The sequence below is a fragment of the Bradyrhizobium lablabi genome, assembly GCF_001440475.1.
Taxonomy (GTDB): domain Bacteria; phylum Pseudomonadota; class Alphaproteobacteria; order Rhizobiales; family Xanthobacteraceae; genus Bradyrhizobium; species Bradyrhizobium lablabi.
Genome location: NZ_LLYB01000060.1, coordinates 49,831 through 65,662 on the forward strand (window position 1 = coordinate 49,831; position 15,832 = coordinate 65,662).

14 protein-coding genes are annotated in these 15,832 nt (G+C 63.2%); 7 read left to right on the forward strand and 7 right to left on the reverse strand.

Annotated elements, in window-relative coordinates; genetic code table 11:
• Window positions 1-5: 5 nt before the first annotated feature.
• Genes glpK through CQ14_RS13120 form a run of 3 tightly spaced genes read left to right on the forward strand, consistent with a single transcriptional unit; the run spans window position 6 to window position 2,400 of the window.
• Window positions 6-1,505, forward strand: a complete 1,500-nt coding sequence (glpK, locus tag CQ14_RS13110) for a glycerol kinase GlpK (RefSeq protein WP_057858304.1) — start codon at window positions 6-8, stop codon at window positions 1,503-1,505.
• Window positions 1,506-1,511: 6 nt separating this feature from the next.
• Window positions 1,512-2,105, forward strand: coding sequence for a GNAT family N-acetyltransferase (locus tag CQ14_RS13115; RefSeq protein WP_057858305.1), 594 nt, complete (start codon window positions 1,512-1,514; stop codon window positions 2,103-2,105).
• 4 nt (window positions 2,106-2,109) lie between these two features.
• Entirely contained in the window at window positions 2,110-2,400 is a 291-nt protein-coding gene (locus tag CQ14_RS13120; RefSeq protein ID WP_057858306.1) for a hypothetical protein, read from the forward strand.
• A 50-nt stretch (window positions 2,401-2,450) separates the two neighbouring features.
• Here CQ14_RS13120 and CQ14_RS13125 read toward each other — a convergent pair whose 3' ends face one another.
• Window positions 2,451-2,867 (reverse strand): DUF6636 domain-containing protein, encoded by a 417-nt coding sequence (locus tag CQ14_RS13125; protein ID WP_057858307.1) that lies wholly within the window; start codon window positions 2,865-2,867, stop codon window positions 2,451-2,453.
• Between the two features lie 127 nt (window positions 2,868-2,994).
• On the opposite strand from CQ14_RS13125, the gene CQ14_RS13130 reads away from it, so the two are divergent.
• Complete coding sequence (locus CQ14_RS13130; protein ID WP_057858308.1) at window positions 2,995-3,627, forward strand: glutathione S-transferase family protein; 633 nt, start codon at window positions 2,995-2,997, stop codon at window positions 3,625-3,627.
• Window positions 3,628-3,883: 256 nt separating this feature from the next.
• A complete protein-coding gene (locus CQ14_RS13135; RefSeq protein WP_057858309.1) occupies window positions 3,884-4,453 on the forward strand; it encodes a M15 family metallopeptidase in 570 nt (189 codons plus the stop codon).
• A gap of 29 nt (window positions 4,454-4,482) precedes the next feature.
• Here CQ14_RS13135 and CQ14_RS13140 read toward each other — a convergent pair whose 3' ends face one another.
• The 4 genes from CQ14_RS13140 to metF form a co-directional block, all read right to left on the reverse strand.
• Window positions 4,483-5,385, reverse strand: coding sequence for a tetratricopeptide repeat protein (locus CQ14_RS13140; RefSeq protein WP_245320327.1), 903 nt, complete (start codon window positions 5,383-5,385; stop codon window positions 4,483-4,485).
• 320 nt (window positions 5,386-5,705) lie between these two features.
• The gene (maiA, locus tag CQ14_RS13145) at window positions 5,706-6,368 is read right to left on the reverse strand and encodes a maleylacetoacetate isomerase (RefSeq protein WP_057858310.1); all 663 of its coding nucleotides are present in this window, start codon (window positions 6,366-6,368) and stop codon (window positions 5,706-5,708) included.
• A gap of 210 nt (window positions 6,369-6,578) precedes the next feature.
• Window positions 6,579-10,427: a methionine synthase gene (gene metH / locus CQ14_RS13150; protein ID WP_057858521.1), complete on the reverse strand. Its 3,849-nt coding sequence runs from the start codon at window positions 10,425-10,427 to the stop codon at window positions 6,579-6,581.
• A gap of 4 nt (window positions 10,428-10,431) precedes the next feature.
• Window positions 10,432-11,346 carry a methylenetetrahydrofolate reductase [NAD(P)H] gene (gene metF / locus CQ14_RS13155; protein ID WP_057858311.1) on the reverse strand — a complete coding sequence of 305 codons (915 nt, stop codon included), beginning with the start codon at window positions 11,344-11,346 and terminating at the stop codon, window positions 10,432-10,434.
• Window positions 11,347-11,733: 387 nt separating this feature from the next.
• Between metF and CQ14_RS13160 the strand changes: the two genes are divergently transcribed.
• Together CQ14_RS13160 and CQ14_RS13165 are read left to right on the forward strand one after the other, a co-directional pair.
• Window positions 11,734-12,753 carry an LLM class flavin-dependent oxidoreductase gene (locus CQ14_RS13160; protein ID WP_057858312.1) on the forward strand — a complete coding sequence of 340 codons (1,020 nt, stop codon included), beginning with the start codon at window positions 11,734-11,736 and terminating at the stop codon, window positions 12,751-12,753.
• A 51-nt stretch (window positions 12,754-12,804) separates the two neighbouring features.
• Window positions 12,805-14,082: a serine hydrolase domain-containing protein gene (locus tag CQ14_RS13165; RefSeq protein ID WP_057858313.1), complete on the forward strand. Its 1,278-nt coding sequence runs from the start codon at window positions 12,805-12,807 to the stop codon at window positions 14,080-14,082.
• 38 nt (window positions 14,083-14,120) lie between these two features.
• Here the strand turns inward: CQ14_RS13165 and CQ14_RS13170 are convergent, their stop codons facing one another.
• Both CQ14_RS13170 and CQ14_RS13175 read right to left on the reverse strand, forming a co-directional pair.
• A complete protein-coding gene (locus tag CQ14_RS13170; protein ID WP_057858314.1) occupies window positions 14,121-14,981 on the reverse strand; it encodes a prephenate dehydratase in 861 nt (286 codons plus the stop codon).
• A gap of 21 nt (window positions 14,982-15,002) precedes the next feature.
• Entirely contained in the window at window positions 15,003-15,743 is a 741-nt protein-coding gene (locus CQ14_RS13175; protein ID WP_057858315.1) for a 3-deoxy-manno-octulosonate cytidylyltransferase, read from the reverse strand.
• Between the last annotated feature and the right edge of the window lie 89 nt (window positions 15,744-15,832).

Below are 15,832 nucleotides of genomic sequence, written 5' to 3' on the forward strand. Positions count from 1 at the left end.
ACGTCATGTCCTTTGTGCTGGCCATCGATCAGGGCACCACGTCCTCGCGCGCCATCGTGTTCCGCAGCGACATTTCCATCGCCGCCACGGCGCAGCAGGAATTCCAGCAGCATTTCCCGGCCTCCGGCTGGGTCGAGCACGAGCCGGAGGACATCTGGACCTCGACAGTGGCAGTCTGCCGCCAGGCGCTGGAAAAGGCGAGCCTGACGGCCAAGGACATCGCCGCCATCGGCATCACCAACCAGCGCGAGACGACCGTCGTCTGGGACCGCGCCACCGGGCAGGCGGTGCACCGCGCCATCGTCTGGCAGGACCGCCGCACCGCCGACATCTGCGCCAAACTGAAGAACGAGGGCCACGAGCCCGCGATTTCGGCCAAGACCGGCCTGATCATCGATCCCTATTTTTCGGGTACCAAAGTCGCCTGGATCCTCGACCACGTCCCCGGCGCGCGTGAACGCGCCGCGCGTGGTGAACTGATGTTCGGTACCGTCGATTGCTATCTGCTGTGGCGGTTGACCGGCGGCAAGGTGCACACGACCGACGCCACCAACGCCTCGCGCACGCTGCTGTTCAACATCCACACCGGCGAATGGGACGACGAGCTCTTAAAGCTGTTGCGCGTGCCGCGCTCGATGCTGCCGGAGGTCAAGGACTCCTCCGCCAAGTTCGGCGACTGCGTGCCTGATCTGTTCGGCGGTTCGATCGCCATTTCCGGCATCGCCGGCGACCAGCAGGCCGCGACCATCGGCCAGGCCTGCTTCGAGCCCGGCATGATCAAGTCGACCTACGGCACCGGCTGCTTCGCGCTGCTCAACACCGGCACCACGCCGGTCGCCTCGAAGAACAAGCTGCTCACCACCATTGCCTATCAGTTGAACGGCAAGCGCACCTATGCGCTGGAAGGCTCGATCTTCGTCGCCGGTTCCGCCGTGCAATGGCTGCGCGACGGGCTCGGCATCATCAAGCAGGCATCCGAGACCGGCCCGCTCGCCGACAAATCCGATTCCATGCAGAGCGTCTATCTGGTGCCGGCCTTCGTCGGCATGGGCGCGCCGTACTGGAATCCCCGCGTGCGCGGCGCGCTGTTCGGGCTAACCCGCAACACCGGCCCCGCCGAGCTCGCGCATGCGGCGCTGGAGAGCGTCTGCTACCAGACCTTCGATCTCCGCGAGGCGATGCGCGCCGACTGGCCGGGCGAGAAGGCCGCCAACGTGCTGCGCGTCGACGGCGGCATGACCGCATCCGACTGGACCATGCAACGCCTCGCCGATCTGCTCGACGCGCCGGTCGACCGCCCGGTGATCCAGGAGACCACCGCGCTCGGCGCCGCCTATCTCGCCGGTCTGCATGCCGGCGTCTATCCCGAGCCCGCCAAGTTCGCCGACAACTGGCGTCTCGAACATCGCTTCAAGCCGAACATGAGCAAGGCGACGCGGGATCGCAAGCTCGCCGGCTGGGCGAGGGCGGTGAAGGGCGTGCTGGCGAGCGATGAAGGGGAGTGACGTCAGTTGATCGTGCCCGACGGCTATTCCGATATTCCCGCCGGCAAGGTCGCCGCCGTCGTCACGCATCTGGAGATGACCGTGCGCCCCGCGCCGCGTCCTGATCCACCCGGTGCGTGGACGCTGCGCCGTGTCGAGATGCCGCCGCTCGACTGGTTTCGCGATCTCTATCGCCGTGTCGGCGAGGAATTTTTGTGGGTCTCGCGGATACGGATGCCTGACGCCGAGCTTGCGGCGATCATTCAATCGTCTTTGGTGGAAGTCTACGCGCTGGTGCATGACGGCCGCGACGAAGGCCTGCTAGAGCTGGATTTCCGCATTCCCAGCGAATGCGAGATCGTCTTCTTCGGCGTCACCGCAAAACTGGTCGGCACCGGCGCCGGCCGCTGGCTGATGAACCGCGCATTGGAGCTCGCATGGTCGCGGCCGGTCACGCGCGTCTGGCTGCATACCTGCACCTTCGATCACCCCGGCGCAATCGCGTTCTACCAGCGCTCGGGCTTTCGCGCCTTCCGGCGGCAGATCGAGGTGAGGGACGATCCCAGGCTCGACGACGCCGCGCCGCGCGATGTGGCGAAGCATGTGCCGGTGATTGAGTAGCAGCATGTCGCCTTTTTCGTTTGATTTGCCAGCAGACTTCGCGGACTACGAATGGGAAGTCGAGGCGAAAGGTTGGTATTCCGATGCGCGGATCATTGTTTCAGGGAAGCGATATCGCTTGAACTTCTACGACCCTGTGCGCCTCGGCCAGGAGATCGAAAGCGAGCTTCAGCGTGAGGGCTCATTTTTCGAGCCGAACTTGGTGATCGTTCAATCCGTCACAAGAGCAAATATGGAGCGAGCTGCGGTTCTGTTGGCGCAGTCAAGTCAGCTGGCCTGCCTTGTAGAGGAATAGTGTAAGGAAATGTCTGCGGAGCCTGAATTGCGTCAGATGTTTCCGTGACCTCAAAACAGCTCCTGCTTCGCCCGCGCCAGCGAGAAGCCGCGGCGATCCGCATTGAAGCACGTCACACCCGTCTGCTCCGACTTGCACGTAAACCCGCCGCGCTGCCAGACCTCGCCATAGCCAAGCACTGGCAGCGATTTGTCCATCACGGTGTCGCCGTGGCAGATGCGGGCGGCCGCGCCCTTGGCGTTCATCTCGAAGGCGCCGCCGTAATCGAGTTCACAATCGGCAGGGCGGCGTGGCTTGGTTTCCATCGCGCTGATGTCGCAACGGAGCACGTTCTGCTTGTCGTAGTCGAAATACTGGCAGGCGACGTTTTTGGATGGCGACTGGAAGCCGATGGGAGCGGATTGAGCGTGCGACGTGGCAGCAAATGTCAGCAAGAGCAGCGCGGCTGGTGGCAGTGAACGCAACATGGTCAATTCCTAGCTCGGATTGTCATGCCCGGACTTGATCCGGGCATCCATCAAACTAAGATTCTATCTGAAGAAGAATGGATGGCCGGGTCAAGCCCGGCCATGACAAGCTGAGAGTACAACGACCATGATCCTGATCGGCCAATTCGACTCCCCCTTCGTTCGCCGTGTCGCCATCGCCATGCGGCTCTATGGCGTCGAATTTGAGCACAAACCGTGGTCGACCTTCGGCGACGCCGATGAGATCGCGGCCTACAATCCGCTGCGGCGGGTGCCGACGCTGGTGCTGGACAGCGGGGACGCGCTGATCGAGAGCGCGATGATGCTGGATTATCTCGACGATCGCGTCGGCGCCGAGAAAGCGATGATCGCGCGGAACGGCGAGGCGCGCTGGCGGCATTTGCGCATCTGCGCGCTGGCGATGGGGCTCGGCGACAAGGGGGTGAGCCTGTTGTACGAGCGCGTGCTGCGCAAGGAGAAGCAGCTCCATCTCTGGGTCGCGCGCTGCAATGCGCAGATCGCGGGCGTGCTGGAGGTGCTGGAGAAGGAGCGGGCCGCGGTCAAGACGCCGTATTGGTCCGGCGACAAGATCGGTCATGCCGATATCGCGGTGGCTTGCGTGCTGCGCTTCACCGGCGAGGCGCATCCGGCATTGTTCGGCGATCGCTATCCCGCGCTGCAGGCGCATTCCAAGCGGTGCGAGGCGCTGCCGCCGTTCCAGGAGATCGTGCAGCCGCTGGCGCCGCCGAGCGGGGATTGAGCGAGCCTTGATCTTCTGAGCGAACTGGTGTTTGAGGCGGCGCGAGCGCCGCGTGGGTCGGGCGCAGAATTGCGCGAACAATTCATTTGCCGAAAGTGTCCTGCAGGCTTGACAGCTACGTCAACCGTCGGTTGATTTATCGGATTGCATAATTTTTTTTACGGCGACGCTCCTGGCAAGCTCAGGTCGGCCAACGATCTCTCTATGCCGCTCTGGGCTCAGATCTGATCGCTGCATCGATAAGGAGTTGGTCAAAATGACAAATTTTCTTGAGTTGATTGCGAGACCTGATCCCTCGACGGTCAATGTCGGCCTGTCATCGCCGAAGCTGGCGACGCTCCGGCGCATCCTGGGAGAGCCTCGCGCGAGTTATACCGGAGAATGTCAGCCGGTAACCGGTTCCTTCAAGAAGCGCATCGTCACCAAATCGGTCGGTCCTTTCAGGTGCACCGGCGTTGATGTGGCCGTCGAAGCGCTGAAGGACATCTTCGCCTCCGTGAAGCGGGAGGTTCCTGATCTCCATGCGATCGTGGGCACCGCCGGCATGACGTGCGCGCGGAAGGTAAAGATCCGGCAACCTAACGGTACGATCAAACTGGGCAGGAACCCGTCGAATCATTCATGGGGCCTGGCGGTCGATATCAAACTGAACGGTGCTCTCGACCTGCAGGGTGACAAGAAGTGCTTTCGGGGACTGCTGATCCTGTCGCGCTACTTCAATGCAGCGGGCTGGTTTTGGGGCGTTTCCTTCCCGACCGAGGACGCCATGCATTTTGAGGTCGCCGAGAGCACATTGCGGCGCTGGAAGAAGGACGGAAAATTGTAGCCTTCGTTCGTTGAACGCTTGCAAGCCGCCTATCTTTGTTCGCTCGGGCTCATTCGAGACGGGCGTTCAAGCCGGTTGGCTTGCAGATACTCATCGACGTCAAAACCTGAAACCTCGGCGCGCTTGAGGAACGCTTCGGCTGTTTCCGGATCGCGCGCCATTCCTTCTCCGCGCAGCGCCATGACACCGAGGGCGGCGGCGGCTCTGGCCACGCCAAGATCGGCGGCGCGCTTGTACCAGCGGACTGCTTCAGTGAGGTCCTTGTCAATTCCCGGCAGCTGCCCAGTCGCATAAAGCGCACCGAGATTGGCGCAGGCGCGGGGCTGATCGCGTTGCCCGGCTTCCTTCAGATAAAAAGCCGCCTTGCTGCGATCTCCTATGCCGTTCATGGCATAGACGAAGAGCTCGAAATAGGCGTCGGCATTTCCTCGTTGAGAGGCTTCCAGATGCAGCCGACGGCTTTCTGCGACGTCTTTCGATCGCCCGCGACCATGATACGCCATGATGCCGAGGAGATAGCGAACGGCTCCGTCCGGGTCCCCGGCCGTCAGCAGCGCCCGGGATGCGTAAGCGTGGGCTTCGTCATATCTCCCGAATGTCCAATAGAGATTGTAAGCCGCGAGATAGGCTGCATAGTCCGAACCGAGGTCGGCAGCACGCTTGTAGGCAGCGAGTGCTGCTTCCCGATCTTCGGGGACGCCCCAGCCGTTCCAGAGGCAGCGGCCATAATCGATCCATGCGTTCGCATGGCCGCCCACCGCCACCTCATGTAGCGCCTTGGCCAGCATGTCACGGCTTTCGGCGGGCTCCTGTCCAGCCTCGATCGCCTTGAACAGAGCGAGCGCGGCGGCATAAAGCTGATCGTCGCGGGAGGCTGTACGGTTCTCTGACAACAGTTTCTGGATCGTTGGCAGCATGGATTTTGCGGCCATGTGTGCCTCCGTTTCAGCAACGAGTTCGCGACCGGAAGCCGCCACTGCAAATTGGCTGATCGCAAGGAGATAGATGATCAGGAGTTTAAGCCCGGTTTGAATGACGACCTCCCCGCAGCGTCAGCGCGACTGGCGTTTTGTCGCCCGGACGAGAACGCGGGTTCAAGGGAGAGGTCGCCTCAGGCATGGATCAGGAAGCGTGGGGTGGGCAAAGCGGCTTGTCCGCCGTAGCTCAACGAGCGAAGGCGGAAGCGTGCCCACGACCCAGGATGGATCTGCCGATAAATGGTGGGCACGGCGCAAGAGCGCCTTTGCCCACCCTACTGCTTCGCCCGCATCGCCTCCGGCGTATCCGGCTGCGCCAGCGGATGCGCCTTCGCAAATTCCGGCAGCGCCATTGCGGTCTCGAAGATGCGCTTCACGGTCGGATAGATTTTCAAATCGATCTGCTGCGAGATCGCGAAGGTGACGTGGCCGACCATGCAGATATCGGCCAGCGTCGGCGCATCGCCATGGCAGAATTTTCCGGTGTCCTTGTTATCGGCTAGATGGCCCTCCAGCGCCGCCAGCGTCTCCACGATCCAGTGCCGCCGCCAGGCCGCCTGCTGGGTGTCGCGCAGATTGAGTTCGTGATCAAGATAACGGCGCACCCGCGGCGTCAGCAGCGGATGGCCCTCGCAAGCCACCATCAGCGCCAGCGCGCGCACGCGGGCGCGGCCGGCGGCATCGGCAGGCAGCAGCGGCGGGGAGGGATACTTTTCGTCGAGATACTCGAGAATGGCGAGCGACTGGACCAGAATGGTGCCGTCATCTTCCACCAGCGCCGGCAGCGCCATCTGCGGATTGATCTTGCGGTATTCGGGATCGCGATGCGCGCTGGCGTCGATGTCGACGAAGACCACCTCGGCCGGGACATTTTTCAGATTGAGCGCGATGCGAACCCGAAAGCTCGCCAGCGATCGCCAGAACGAGAAGAATTTCATGGGGGACCCCGCACTTCTCTTCCCCTCTCCCCTTGTGGGAGAGGGTGGATCAATCGTGCGAAGCACGATTGAGACGGGTGAGGGGTTCTTTCCGCGGATAGAGACCCCTCATCCGGCGCCATAGCCGATGCAAAGCATCGGCGTTAAGTGACGGCGGCCAAAGGCCGCCTATGCCACCTTCTCCCACAAGGGGAGAAGGGAAGGAAGTCTCTACCCCGCCCCCACCGCCTTTTTGCGCCAGGCGAGGTGCACGGCGCAGGTGCAGCCGGGCGGATGCGAGGCGACGTCGTTGGCGGGGATTATTTCCGCCACCGGTGCCTTCGCTGCCGCCTGCTGGGACGGAATGTAGTTCAGCACCGGCGCCAGCCAACGCTCGGTCTCCGCCACCGCCATGCCCTTGCGCGCGGCGTAGTCCTCGACCTGGTCGCGTTCGATCTTGCCGACGCCGAAATAGAAGCTTTCGGGATGGGAGAAATAGAGCCCCGATACCGACGAGCCCGGCCACATCGCAAAGCTCTCGGTCAGCTTCACGCCGGCGGTGTTTTCCGCATCCAGCAGGCGGAACAGTGTCGCCTTCTCGGTGTGATCGGGCTGCGCGGGATAGCCCGGGGCAGGGCGGATGCCCGCATATTGTTCCAGGATGAGTTGGTCGGAGGTCAGCGCCTCGTCCGGCGCGTAGCCCCAGAACTCCTTGCGGACGCGCTGATGCATCCGCTCGGCGAAGGCTTCGGCCAGACGATCGGCCAGCGCCTTGCACAGGATCGAGGAGTAATCGTCATTGGCGTTCTTGAAGCGGTCGGCCACCGCGTCCTCGCCGATCCCCGCGGTAACGACGAAGCCGCCGATATAATCCGATACGCCCGAAGGCACGGGAGCGATGAAATCCGACAGCGCCGCGTTGAAGCGGCCTTCGCGCTTCTCCAACTGCTGGCGCAGCGTATGGAGGGTCGCGATCTTCTTCTTGCGCGTATCGTCGGCATAGACCGCGATATCGTCGCCGTCGGCATTGGCCGGCCAGAAGCCGATGGTGGCGCGCGCGGTAAACCATTTCTCCTTGATGATGCGGTCCAGCATCTTGCGCGCGTCGTCATAGAGCGAACGCGCGACTTCGCCGATCTTGGGATCGTCGAGGATGGCCGGGAAACGCCCGGTCAGTTCCCAGGTCTGGAAGAACGGCGTCCAGTCGATGTATTCGGCAAGCTCCGCCAGATCATAGGCGTCAAAGCTCTTGATGCCCAGGAATGCCGGCTTCTTCGGCGGCGTTTTCGTAAAGTCGGCCTTGACCGCGTTGGCGCGTGCATCTGCCAGCTTCAGCCGCTTCTTGTCGGCCTGCGCGCGGAAATGCGCGTCGGAAATCTTGGCGTATTCGGCGCGGATGTCGGCGGCATAGGCCTCGCGCTTGTCGGGCGAGAGCAGCGACGACGCGACGCCGACGGCGCGGCTGGCGTCGTTGACGTGAACCACCGGCCCGCCCTTGTAGTTCGGGTCGATCTTGACCGCGGTGTGCACGCGGCTCGTCGTGGCGCCGCCGATCAACAGCGGCATCTTCATGCCCTGCCGCTCCATTTCGCCGGCCAGAAAGCTCATCTCGTCGAGCGAGGGCGTGATCAGGCCTGATAGCCCGATGATATCGGCGCCTTCGGCCTTGGCGGTCTCGATGATCTTGTTGGCGGGGACCATGACGCCGAGGTCGATCACCTCGAAATTGTTACATTGCAGCACGATGCCGACGATGTTCTTGCCGATATCGTGGACGTCGCCCTTCACGGTCGCGAGCACGATCTTGCCGGCGGCGTTGCGGCCGTCGCCGGTCACGCCATTGGCGAGGTTGCGCGCCTTTTCCTCTTCCATGAACGGCATCAGATAGGCGACCGCCTGCTTCATCACGCGGGCGGACTTCACCACCTGCGGCAGGAACATCTTTCCGTCGCCAAAGAGATCGCCGACGACATTCATGCCGGCCATCAGCGGCCCTTCGATCACGTTGAGCGGCCGCTCCACCGTTTTACGCGCGGCCTCGGTATCCTCTTCGATGAATTCGGTGATGCCGTGTACCAGGGCATGCGACAGCCGCTTCTCGACCGGCCATTCGCGCCAGGCGAGATCCTGCTCCTTGCTCTGCTTCTCCTTGCCGCGGAACTTTTCCGCCAGCGCCAGCAGCCGCTCGGACGCGCCGGGATCGCGATTGAGGATGACGTCCTCGCACACCTGGCGCAATTCAGGGTCGATGTCGTCATAGACGATCATCTGCCCGGCATTGACGATGCCCATGTCCATGCCGGCATGAATGGCGTGATACAGGAACACCGAGTGCATGGCTTCGCGCACCGGCTCATTGCCGCGGAACGAGAACGAGAGATTCGACACGCCGCCGGAGACATGCGCGCCCGGCAGGTTCTGCCGGATCCAGCGCGTCGCCTCGATGAAATCGACGCCATAATTGTTGTGCTCTTCGAGGCCCGTCGCGATCGCAAAGATATTCGGATCGAAGATGATGTCCTCAGGCGGGAAGCCGACCTCGTTGACGAGAATGTCGTAGGCGCGCTTGCAGATCTCGGTCTTGCGCGCGAACGTGTCGGCCTGTCCGACCTCGTCGAACGCCATCACCACGACGGCTGCACCATGGCGGTGCGCGATGCGGGCCTCGTGGATGAATTTCTCTACGCCCTCCTTCATCGAGATCGAGTTCACGACGGGCTTGCCCTGAACGCATTTCAGGCCGGCTTCGATCACGTTGAATTTCGAGGAGTCCACCATGACAGGGACGCGGGCGATGTCGGGCTCTGCGGCGACGAGGTTGAGGAACGTCACCATCGCGGCTTCCGAATCCAGAAGTCCCTCGTCCATGTTGACGTCGATGATCTGCGCGCCGTTCTCGACCTGGTCACGCGCGACCTGCAGCGCCGCGGTGTAGTCGCCCGCGGTGATCAGCTTGCGGAATCTTGCCGAGCCGGTGACGTTGGTGCGCTCGCCGACGTTGACGAAGGGAATCGCAGGTGTCAGCGCGAACGGCTCCAGCCCCGACAGCCGCAGGCGCGGCTCGATCACGGGCACGATGCGCGGCTTGTGCGGGGCGACGGCTGCGGCAATCGCTGCGATATGGTCCGGCGTGGTGCCGCAGCAGCCGCCGACGATGTTGACGAGGCCGGCCTCGGCGAACTCGCCGATCAGCCGCGCCATGTATTCGGGCGTCTCGTCATACTGGCCGAATTCGTTGGGCAGGCCGGCATTCGGGTAAGCACAAATCAAAGTATCGGCGACGCGGCCGATATCGGCGATATGGGCGCGCAAGTCTTCCGCGCCGAGCGCGCAGTTGAAGCCGACGGTGATCGGCCGGGCGTGGCGGATCGAATTCCAGAACGCTTCCGGCAATTGCCCGGAGAGCAGGCGGCCGGATTTGTCGGTGATGGTGCCGGAGATCATCACGGGAACGTCGATGCCGCGTTCTTCCGTTATTTCGGAGATCGCGTAGAGCGCGGCCTTGGCGTTCAGCGTGTCGAAAATGGTTTCGACCAGCAGTAGGTCGGCGCCGCCGTCCAAGAGGCCGTTGACCTGTTCGCCATAGGCCTTGCGAAGGTCGTCGAAGGTCACGGCGCGATAGCCGGGATTGGAAACATCGGGCGAGATCGATGCGGTGCGGTTGGTCGGGCCCAGCGCGCCGGCCACGAAACGCGGCTTGCCGTCCTCGGCCGAGACGCGCTCGGCGGCAGCACGCGCCAGCCTGGCGCCATCGCGGTTCAGCTCATAGGCGAGGTCCGACATGTCGTAGTCGGCCTGCGCAATCGAGGTCGAGGAGAAGGTGTTGGTGGCGACGATGTCGGCGCCCGCGCGCAAATAGGCGGCGTGAATATCCTCGATCGCCTTTGGCTGCGTCAGGATCAGCAAATCGTTGTTGCCTCTGACGTCGCGATGGAAGTCCTTGAATCGTTCACCGCGAAACGCGGTTTCGTCGAACTGCAGGCCCTGGATCATCGTGCCCATGGCGCCGTCGAGCACCAGGATGCGCTCGCGCGCGGCGGCGAGCAGGGCGGTACGCTTTGGCGAAATAGAGGACGTCATCGGATCAAGCGGCTTTCTGTGCGCCATTGGGGCGAATGCCCAGCAGATGGCTGATCGCGAACACGAGGTCCGCGCGGTTCATGGTGTAGAAGTGGAAGGTGTCGACGCCGTGCTTGGCGAGTTTGTGCACCTGGCCGGCAGCCACGGTGGCGGCAACGAGCTTGCGCGTGTCGGCGTCGTCATCGAGGCCTTCGAACTTGTCGGCGAGCCATGTCGGCACCGTCGTGCCGGCACGGGTCACGAAGCTCCGCGCCTGCTTGAAATTGTGCATCGGCATGATGCCGGGCACGACCGGAATATCGATGCCGCGGGCGCGCACGCGATCGAGATAGCGGAAGTAGAGATCGTTATCGAAGAAGACTTGCGTGATGGCCCGCGCCGCGCCGGCATCGACCTTGGCCTTCAGCGTATCGATATCGGCGTCGATGGTCGGGCTCTCCGGATGCTTCTCCGGATAGGCCGAGACCGAGATCTCGATATCGGGATAGCGCTTCTTGATGCCTGCGATCAGGTCGGGCGAGCTTTGATAGCCATCGGGATGGGCGTGATAGGCGGTGCCGATGCCGGTGGTGGGGTCGCCGCGGAGCGCGACGATATGGCGGACGCCGATCTCGTGATAGCGCGCCACCACGTCGTTGATCTCGCCCTTCGGTGCGCCGACGCAGGTCAGATGCGCCGCCGGGACCAGGCTGGTCTCCTTCAGGATGCGGGCGATGGTCGAATGGGTGCGCTCCCGGGTCGATCCGCCGGCGCCATAGGTCACGGAGACGAAATTAGGCGCGAGCGGCGCCAGCCGGTTGATGGTCTCCCACAGGCTGCGCTCCATCTCCTCCGTCTTGGGCGGAAAAAACTCGAAGGAGATTTTTGGCGAATGCAGCGCGCGATGGCCGTCGAAAGCGGGGGGCGTAACGTCGGTCATGGCACTCACAAAGCTCCGAAAAGGAAAGGGCGAACATCAGGCCTTAGCGGCGGTCAGCTAAAATAGGCCAAATGGGACCGACCAAACAGCCCATCGGATATGGGAAGTAGCCCACTTTATGCAAAATAGTCGAAATGTAAGCCGTTTTAGAAAAAATAGTGGGCTGAGGTGTTTATATATTTTATCTAGCAAAAACAATATATTGAGTGAAGTTTGGCTTTACGTCAGGCTTGCGTAGGCGCGTTGGGCTGAGCTAGTTGAATTGATTCTGTTGCACTTTGTCCCACTTCTCAAGGAGCTGCCCAGTGCCGGCTTTCCCACAATCGCGGCCCTGATCTGCGCCGGCCGGGCCTTTGTCGCCCCCGATTGCCGCACTAGTTTAGCGCCATGATCCCGCTTTCCGTCCTCGACCTCTCCGTCGTCACCACAGGCACCCGTCCGGCCCACGCCCTGCAGAACAGCATCGATCTGGCGCGCCATGTCGATGGGCTCGGCTATGTCAGGTACTGGCTTGCCGAGCACCACAACCTGGCCTCGGTGGCGAGTCCCGCGCCCGACCTGATGATCGGTCAGATCGCGGCGGTGACGAAGAACATCCGCGTCGGCTCCGGCGGCGTGATGCTGCCCAACCACGCGCCGCTGGTGGTGGCCGAGCGCTTCAAGATGCTGGAGGCGCTGTTTCCCGGCCGCATCGACCTCGGCCTGGGGCGCGCGCCCGGCACCGACGGCGCCACCGCGCATGCGCTGCGCAGCCGGCTCGACCGCCGCGAGGGCGACGATTTTCTCGAACGGCTGAGCGAACTGGTGTTGTGGGAAACCCGCGGTTTCCCGGCCGGCCATCCCTACAACAATGTGGTGGCGATGCCCGACGATACGCCGCTGCCGCCGATCTGGCTGCTCGGTTCGTCCGACTACAGTTCGGAATTGGCCGCGCAGGTCGGCATGGGCTTTGCGTTCGCGCATCATTTTGCGTCCTATGACGCGATCGCCGCGATGACCAACTACCGCAGCCACTTCAAGCCGTCCGGCTGGCGGGAGGGCCCGCACGGCATCCTCGCCGTCGCCGCGGTCGCCGCCGAAACCGATGCGGAAGCCGAACAGCTTGCGACCTCGATGGACCTCAACCGCCTGCGGCGCGACCGCGGACAATATCTGCCGTTGCCGAGCGTCGAGGAAGCGCTGGCCTACAACTATACCGACTCCGAGCGCGCTTCGATCGCTCGCAACCGTTCACGCTTCTTCGTCGGCAGCCCGGCAACCATCATGGCGAAGCTGCAGCCGATGATCACGGCGAGCCAGCCGGATGAACTGATGATCATCACCGCGGTCTACGACCACGACGCGCGGAAGAAATCGTATGGTCTCTTGGCGGATGCGTTCGGCCTGAACAAGAAGGTGGCTGCGTAAATCGATGTCGTCCCTGCGTTCGCAGGGACGACTAGTTGAGAGAGCTGTCCCATGTCGAGTGAGCAGCGCACCACTCTGTCCCGTCGGACGACGCTAGCCGGCCTTGCCGCGACCTGTGCCGCAGGCCTTGCCGCTCCAACGCGCCGGGCGTGGGCGGACGCGGGGCCGATCTTCTCTCCTACCGGTCCCAACGCCGAGTTCTACGGCGCTGAGGCCGGATACCCGGTCCCCGATGCCGTCAAGGCGCGATGGCAGGGAAATCCCTGGCAGCCCGCCGAGCGCGTCGGCGCGTTCACCCACATCGACGAAATCTATCCGACCCGGCAGGTGAGGCACGCTGCAACGCCTTGGACGTTCAAGCGCGCAACCGCGGATTTGTCCGATTCCTTTCGCCCCGAAGTGACCTCCTATCTCGTGTGCAACCCCGTCACCGGTCTCCTGATCGCCAAAGACGATCAGATCCTGTTCGAGCATTACCAATACGGCCGAACCGACCGCGACCGGTTCGTTTCCCAATCGATGGTCAAGTCGATCACCGGCCTGTTGATCGGCCTCGCGGTTGCCGAAGGCGCCATCAAATCGGTCGACGACACGGCCGAAACCTACGTGCCTGGTTTTCGTGGATCCGAATATGGCCGCACGCCGATCCGCGATCTCCTTCACATGTCCTCCGGCGTCGACTTCGGCGAAGAGGCGGAGGGCGGGCGCGATCTCAATCGGCTGTGGCGCGATATGGTCGCCGGCGGCTGGATTTCGGACAAAGGCACCGTCAACAGCATCATCCAGTTCAATCATCGGATCGCACCGCCGGGGACGCGCTTCCATTACGCCAGCATCGAGCCGGATGTACTCGGCATGGTCCTGCGTAGCGCCAGCGGCAAATCGCTGTCCGACTATTTGCAGGAAAAAATCTGGCAACCCATCGGGACCGAGGCCGATGCCAAATGGCTGCTGGATGCCGAAGGGTTCGAATTGCCCCACTTCGGCTTCAACGCGGTGCTGCGCGACTATGCCCGGCTCGCGCGCCTGCTGGCGCATGATGGGGTGTGGGACGGACGGCAGATCATCCCGGCGCAGTGGCTGATGGATGCGACGACGGTGCGGTCGTCCGACGGCCATCTCGCGCCGGGCAAAGCCGATCACGATTTCGGCTATGGCTACCTGCTGTGGCTGTTGCCCTGGGGACAGCGCCAGTTCGCGATGTTCGGCGATTTCGGCCAGCGCATCTGCGTCGATCCGGCCTCGAAGATCGTGATGGTGCACACCGGGCTGGAGCAGACCACGGAAATCTGGGAGCTGTGGTTGGCAGCTCTGAAGCGGTTCGGCTAGGACACATGGGGGCACGCTTCGCGTGCCCCCATAACGATCTAATCCTGCTTTTCGCTGAACGTCGCGCGGAACGGATGGGCCGGGTAGACGCCGACGATGCGGAATTCGCGCGAGAAGAACTTCAGTTCCTCCAGCGCAAAGGCGAGACCCCGGTCGTCGGGGTGGCCATCGACATCGGCATAGAACTGCGTCGCAAAGAAATTGCCGTCGACCATGTAGCTTTCCAGCTTCGTCATGTTGACGCCGTTGGTGGCAAAGCCGCCGAGCGCCTTGTAGAGCGCGGCGGGCAAATTGCGCACCCGAAAAACAAAAGTGGTGACCAGCGGGCCGGAGTTCTGCTTGGCCCAATCCGCCTCGCGCGCCAGCACCACGAAGCGGGTGGTGTTGTGGGCTTCGTCCTCGACATCCTCCGCCAGGATATCGAGCCCGTAGATCTCTGCCGCCAGGCGGGAGGCGATCGCGGCAACACTCTTGTCCTTGCGCTCGGAGACGTCGCGGGCGCTGCCGGCGGTGTCGGCCGCCACGATCGGCTTGATGCCGAGCTTGCGGATGATGCGCCGGCACTGGCCGAGCGCATGGACATGGCTCTCGACCGTCTTGATGTCGGAGAGTTTCGTTCCCTTCGGCGCCATCAATTGATGGCGGACCGGCAAGAACCATTCGCCGATGATGAACAGGCCGGACGCCGGCAACAGATGGTGGATGTCGGCAACGCGCCCGGCGACCGAATTCTCGATCGGGATCATGCCGAGATCGGCCTCGCCCGAGGAGATCGCCGACAGCGCGTCCTCGAAGGTTGCGCACGGCATCGGTTCGGCGTCCGGATAGGCCTCGACGATGGCAATATGGGAATTGGCGCCAGGCTCGCCCTGGAATGCGATTTTGAGCTTTTTGGTCATATCGGGCCTTTTAACAGCGGCTCAGGCTTTTGCCAGTATGCGGCGGGCGGTTTCGAGGTCGGCGGGCGTATCGACCCCCCGCGGCACGCTATCGACGAGGGTAATGTCGATCCGCATCCCGGCTTCCAGCGCGCGGAGTTGCTCGAGCTTTTCCTGCTGCTCCAGCGGCGAGGGGGGCAGGGCCACGAACCGCTCCAGCGCGGCGCGGCGGTAGGCATAGAGGCCGATATGGTGATAGCGGGGACCGTCACCGTGGGGCGCTGTGGCGCGGGTGAAATAGAGCGCGCGCAGCCGGTTCACCCCGATCGGCGAGCCGACCGCCTTCACCACGCTGGGGGCCTGGTCCTCTTCCTGGGTGTGGATCTGCGAGGCCAGCGTCGCGATGTCGACGGCGGGGTCGTCGAGCGGCGGCAGCGCGGCGCGGATGGTGTTCGGCGCGATGGTCGGGAAGTCGCCCTGCAAATTGACCACGATCTCGGCCTTACCCGACGGATCCAGCGTCTGCATGGCCTCGTGGATCCGGTCGGAGCCGGAAGGATGGGAGGCGCGGGTCATCACCACCTCGCCACCGGCGGCCCTTACCGCATCCGCGATCTCGGGGGTATCGGTCGCCACCGCGACCCGGCCGATTTTGGCCTCCTCGGCTCGCCGCAGCACGTGCACGATCATGGGCAGGCCGGCGATATCCAGGAGCGGCTTGCCCGGCAGCCGGGTCGCCGCCATCCGGGCGGGGATCAGCACCAAAATGCGGGAATCGGTCATCGTCGGAGGGCCTGGCCGGACTAGTGGATTTGGTGGGGATGGGATGAAATTCGGCGCGTTTATACGGGTTGCCAGAGCCCGGGCAAACC

Excerpts from the sequence above, each read along its gene's own strand:
- glpK (WP_057858304.1), top strand. The coding sequence starts at position 6 with ATGTCCTTTGTGCTGGCCATCGATCAGGGCACCACGTCCTCGCGCGCC.
- CQ14_RS13120 (WP_057858306.1), top strand. The coding sequence starts at position 2,110 with ATGTCGCCTTTTTCGTTTGATTTGCCAGCAGACTTCGCGGACTACGAA.
- CQ14_RS13125 (WP_057858307.1), bottom strand. The coding sequence starts at position 2,867 with ATGTTGCGTTCACTGCCACCAGCCGCGCTGCTCTTGCTGACATTTGCT.
- CQ14_RS13130 (WP_057858308.1), top strand. The coding sequence starts at position 2,995 with ATGATCCTGATCGGCCAATTCGACTCCCCCTTCGTTCGCCGTGTCGCC.
- CQ14_RS13135 (WP_057858309.1), top strand. The coding sequence starts at position 3,884 with ATGACAAATTTTCTTGAGTTGATTGCGAGACCTGATCCCTCGACGGTC.
- CQ14_RS13140 (WP_245320327.1), bottom strand. The coding sequence starts at position 5,385 with ATGGCCGCAAAATCCATGCTGCCAACGATCCAGAAACTGTTGTCAGAG.
- maiA (WP_057858310.1), bottom strand. The coding sequence starts at position 6,368 with ATGAAATTCTTCTCGTTCTGGCGATCGCTGGCGAGCTTTCGGGTTCGC.
- metH (WP_057858521.1), bottom strand. The coding sequence starts at position 10,427 with ATGACGTCCTCTATTTCGCCAAAGCGTACCGCCCTGCTCGCCGCCGCG.
- metF (WP_057858311.1), bottom strand. The coding sequence starts at position 11,346 with ATGACCGACGTTACGCCCCCCGCTTTCGACGGCCATCGCGCGCTGCAT.
- CQ14_RS13160 (WP_057858312.1), top strand. The coding sequence starts at position 11,734 with ATGATCCCGCTTTCCGTCCTCGACCTCTCCGTCGTCACCACAGGCACC.
- CQ14_RS13165 (WP_057858313.1), top strand. The coding sequence starts at position 12,805 with ATGTCGAGTGAGCAGCGCACCACTCTGTCCCGTCGGACGACGCTAGCC.
- CQ14_RS13170 (WP_057858314.1), bottom strand. The coding sequence starts at position 14,981 with ATGACCAAAAAGCTCAAAATCGCATTCCAGGGCGAGCCTGGCGCCAAT.
- CQ14_RS13175 (WP_057858315.1), bottom strand. The coding sequence starts at position 15,743 with ATGACCGATTCCCGCATTTTGGTGCTGATCCCCGCCCGGATGGCGGCG.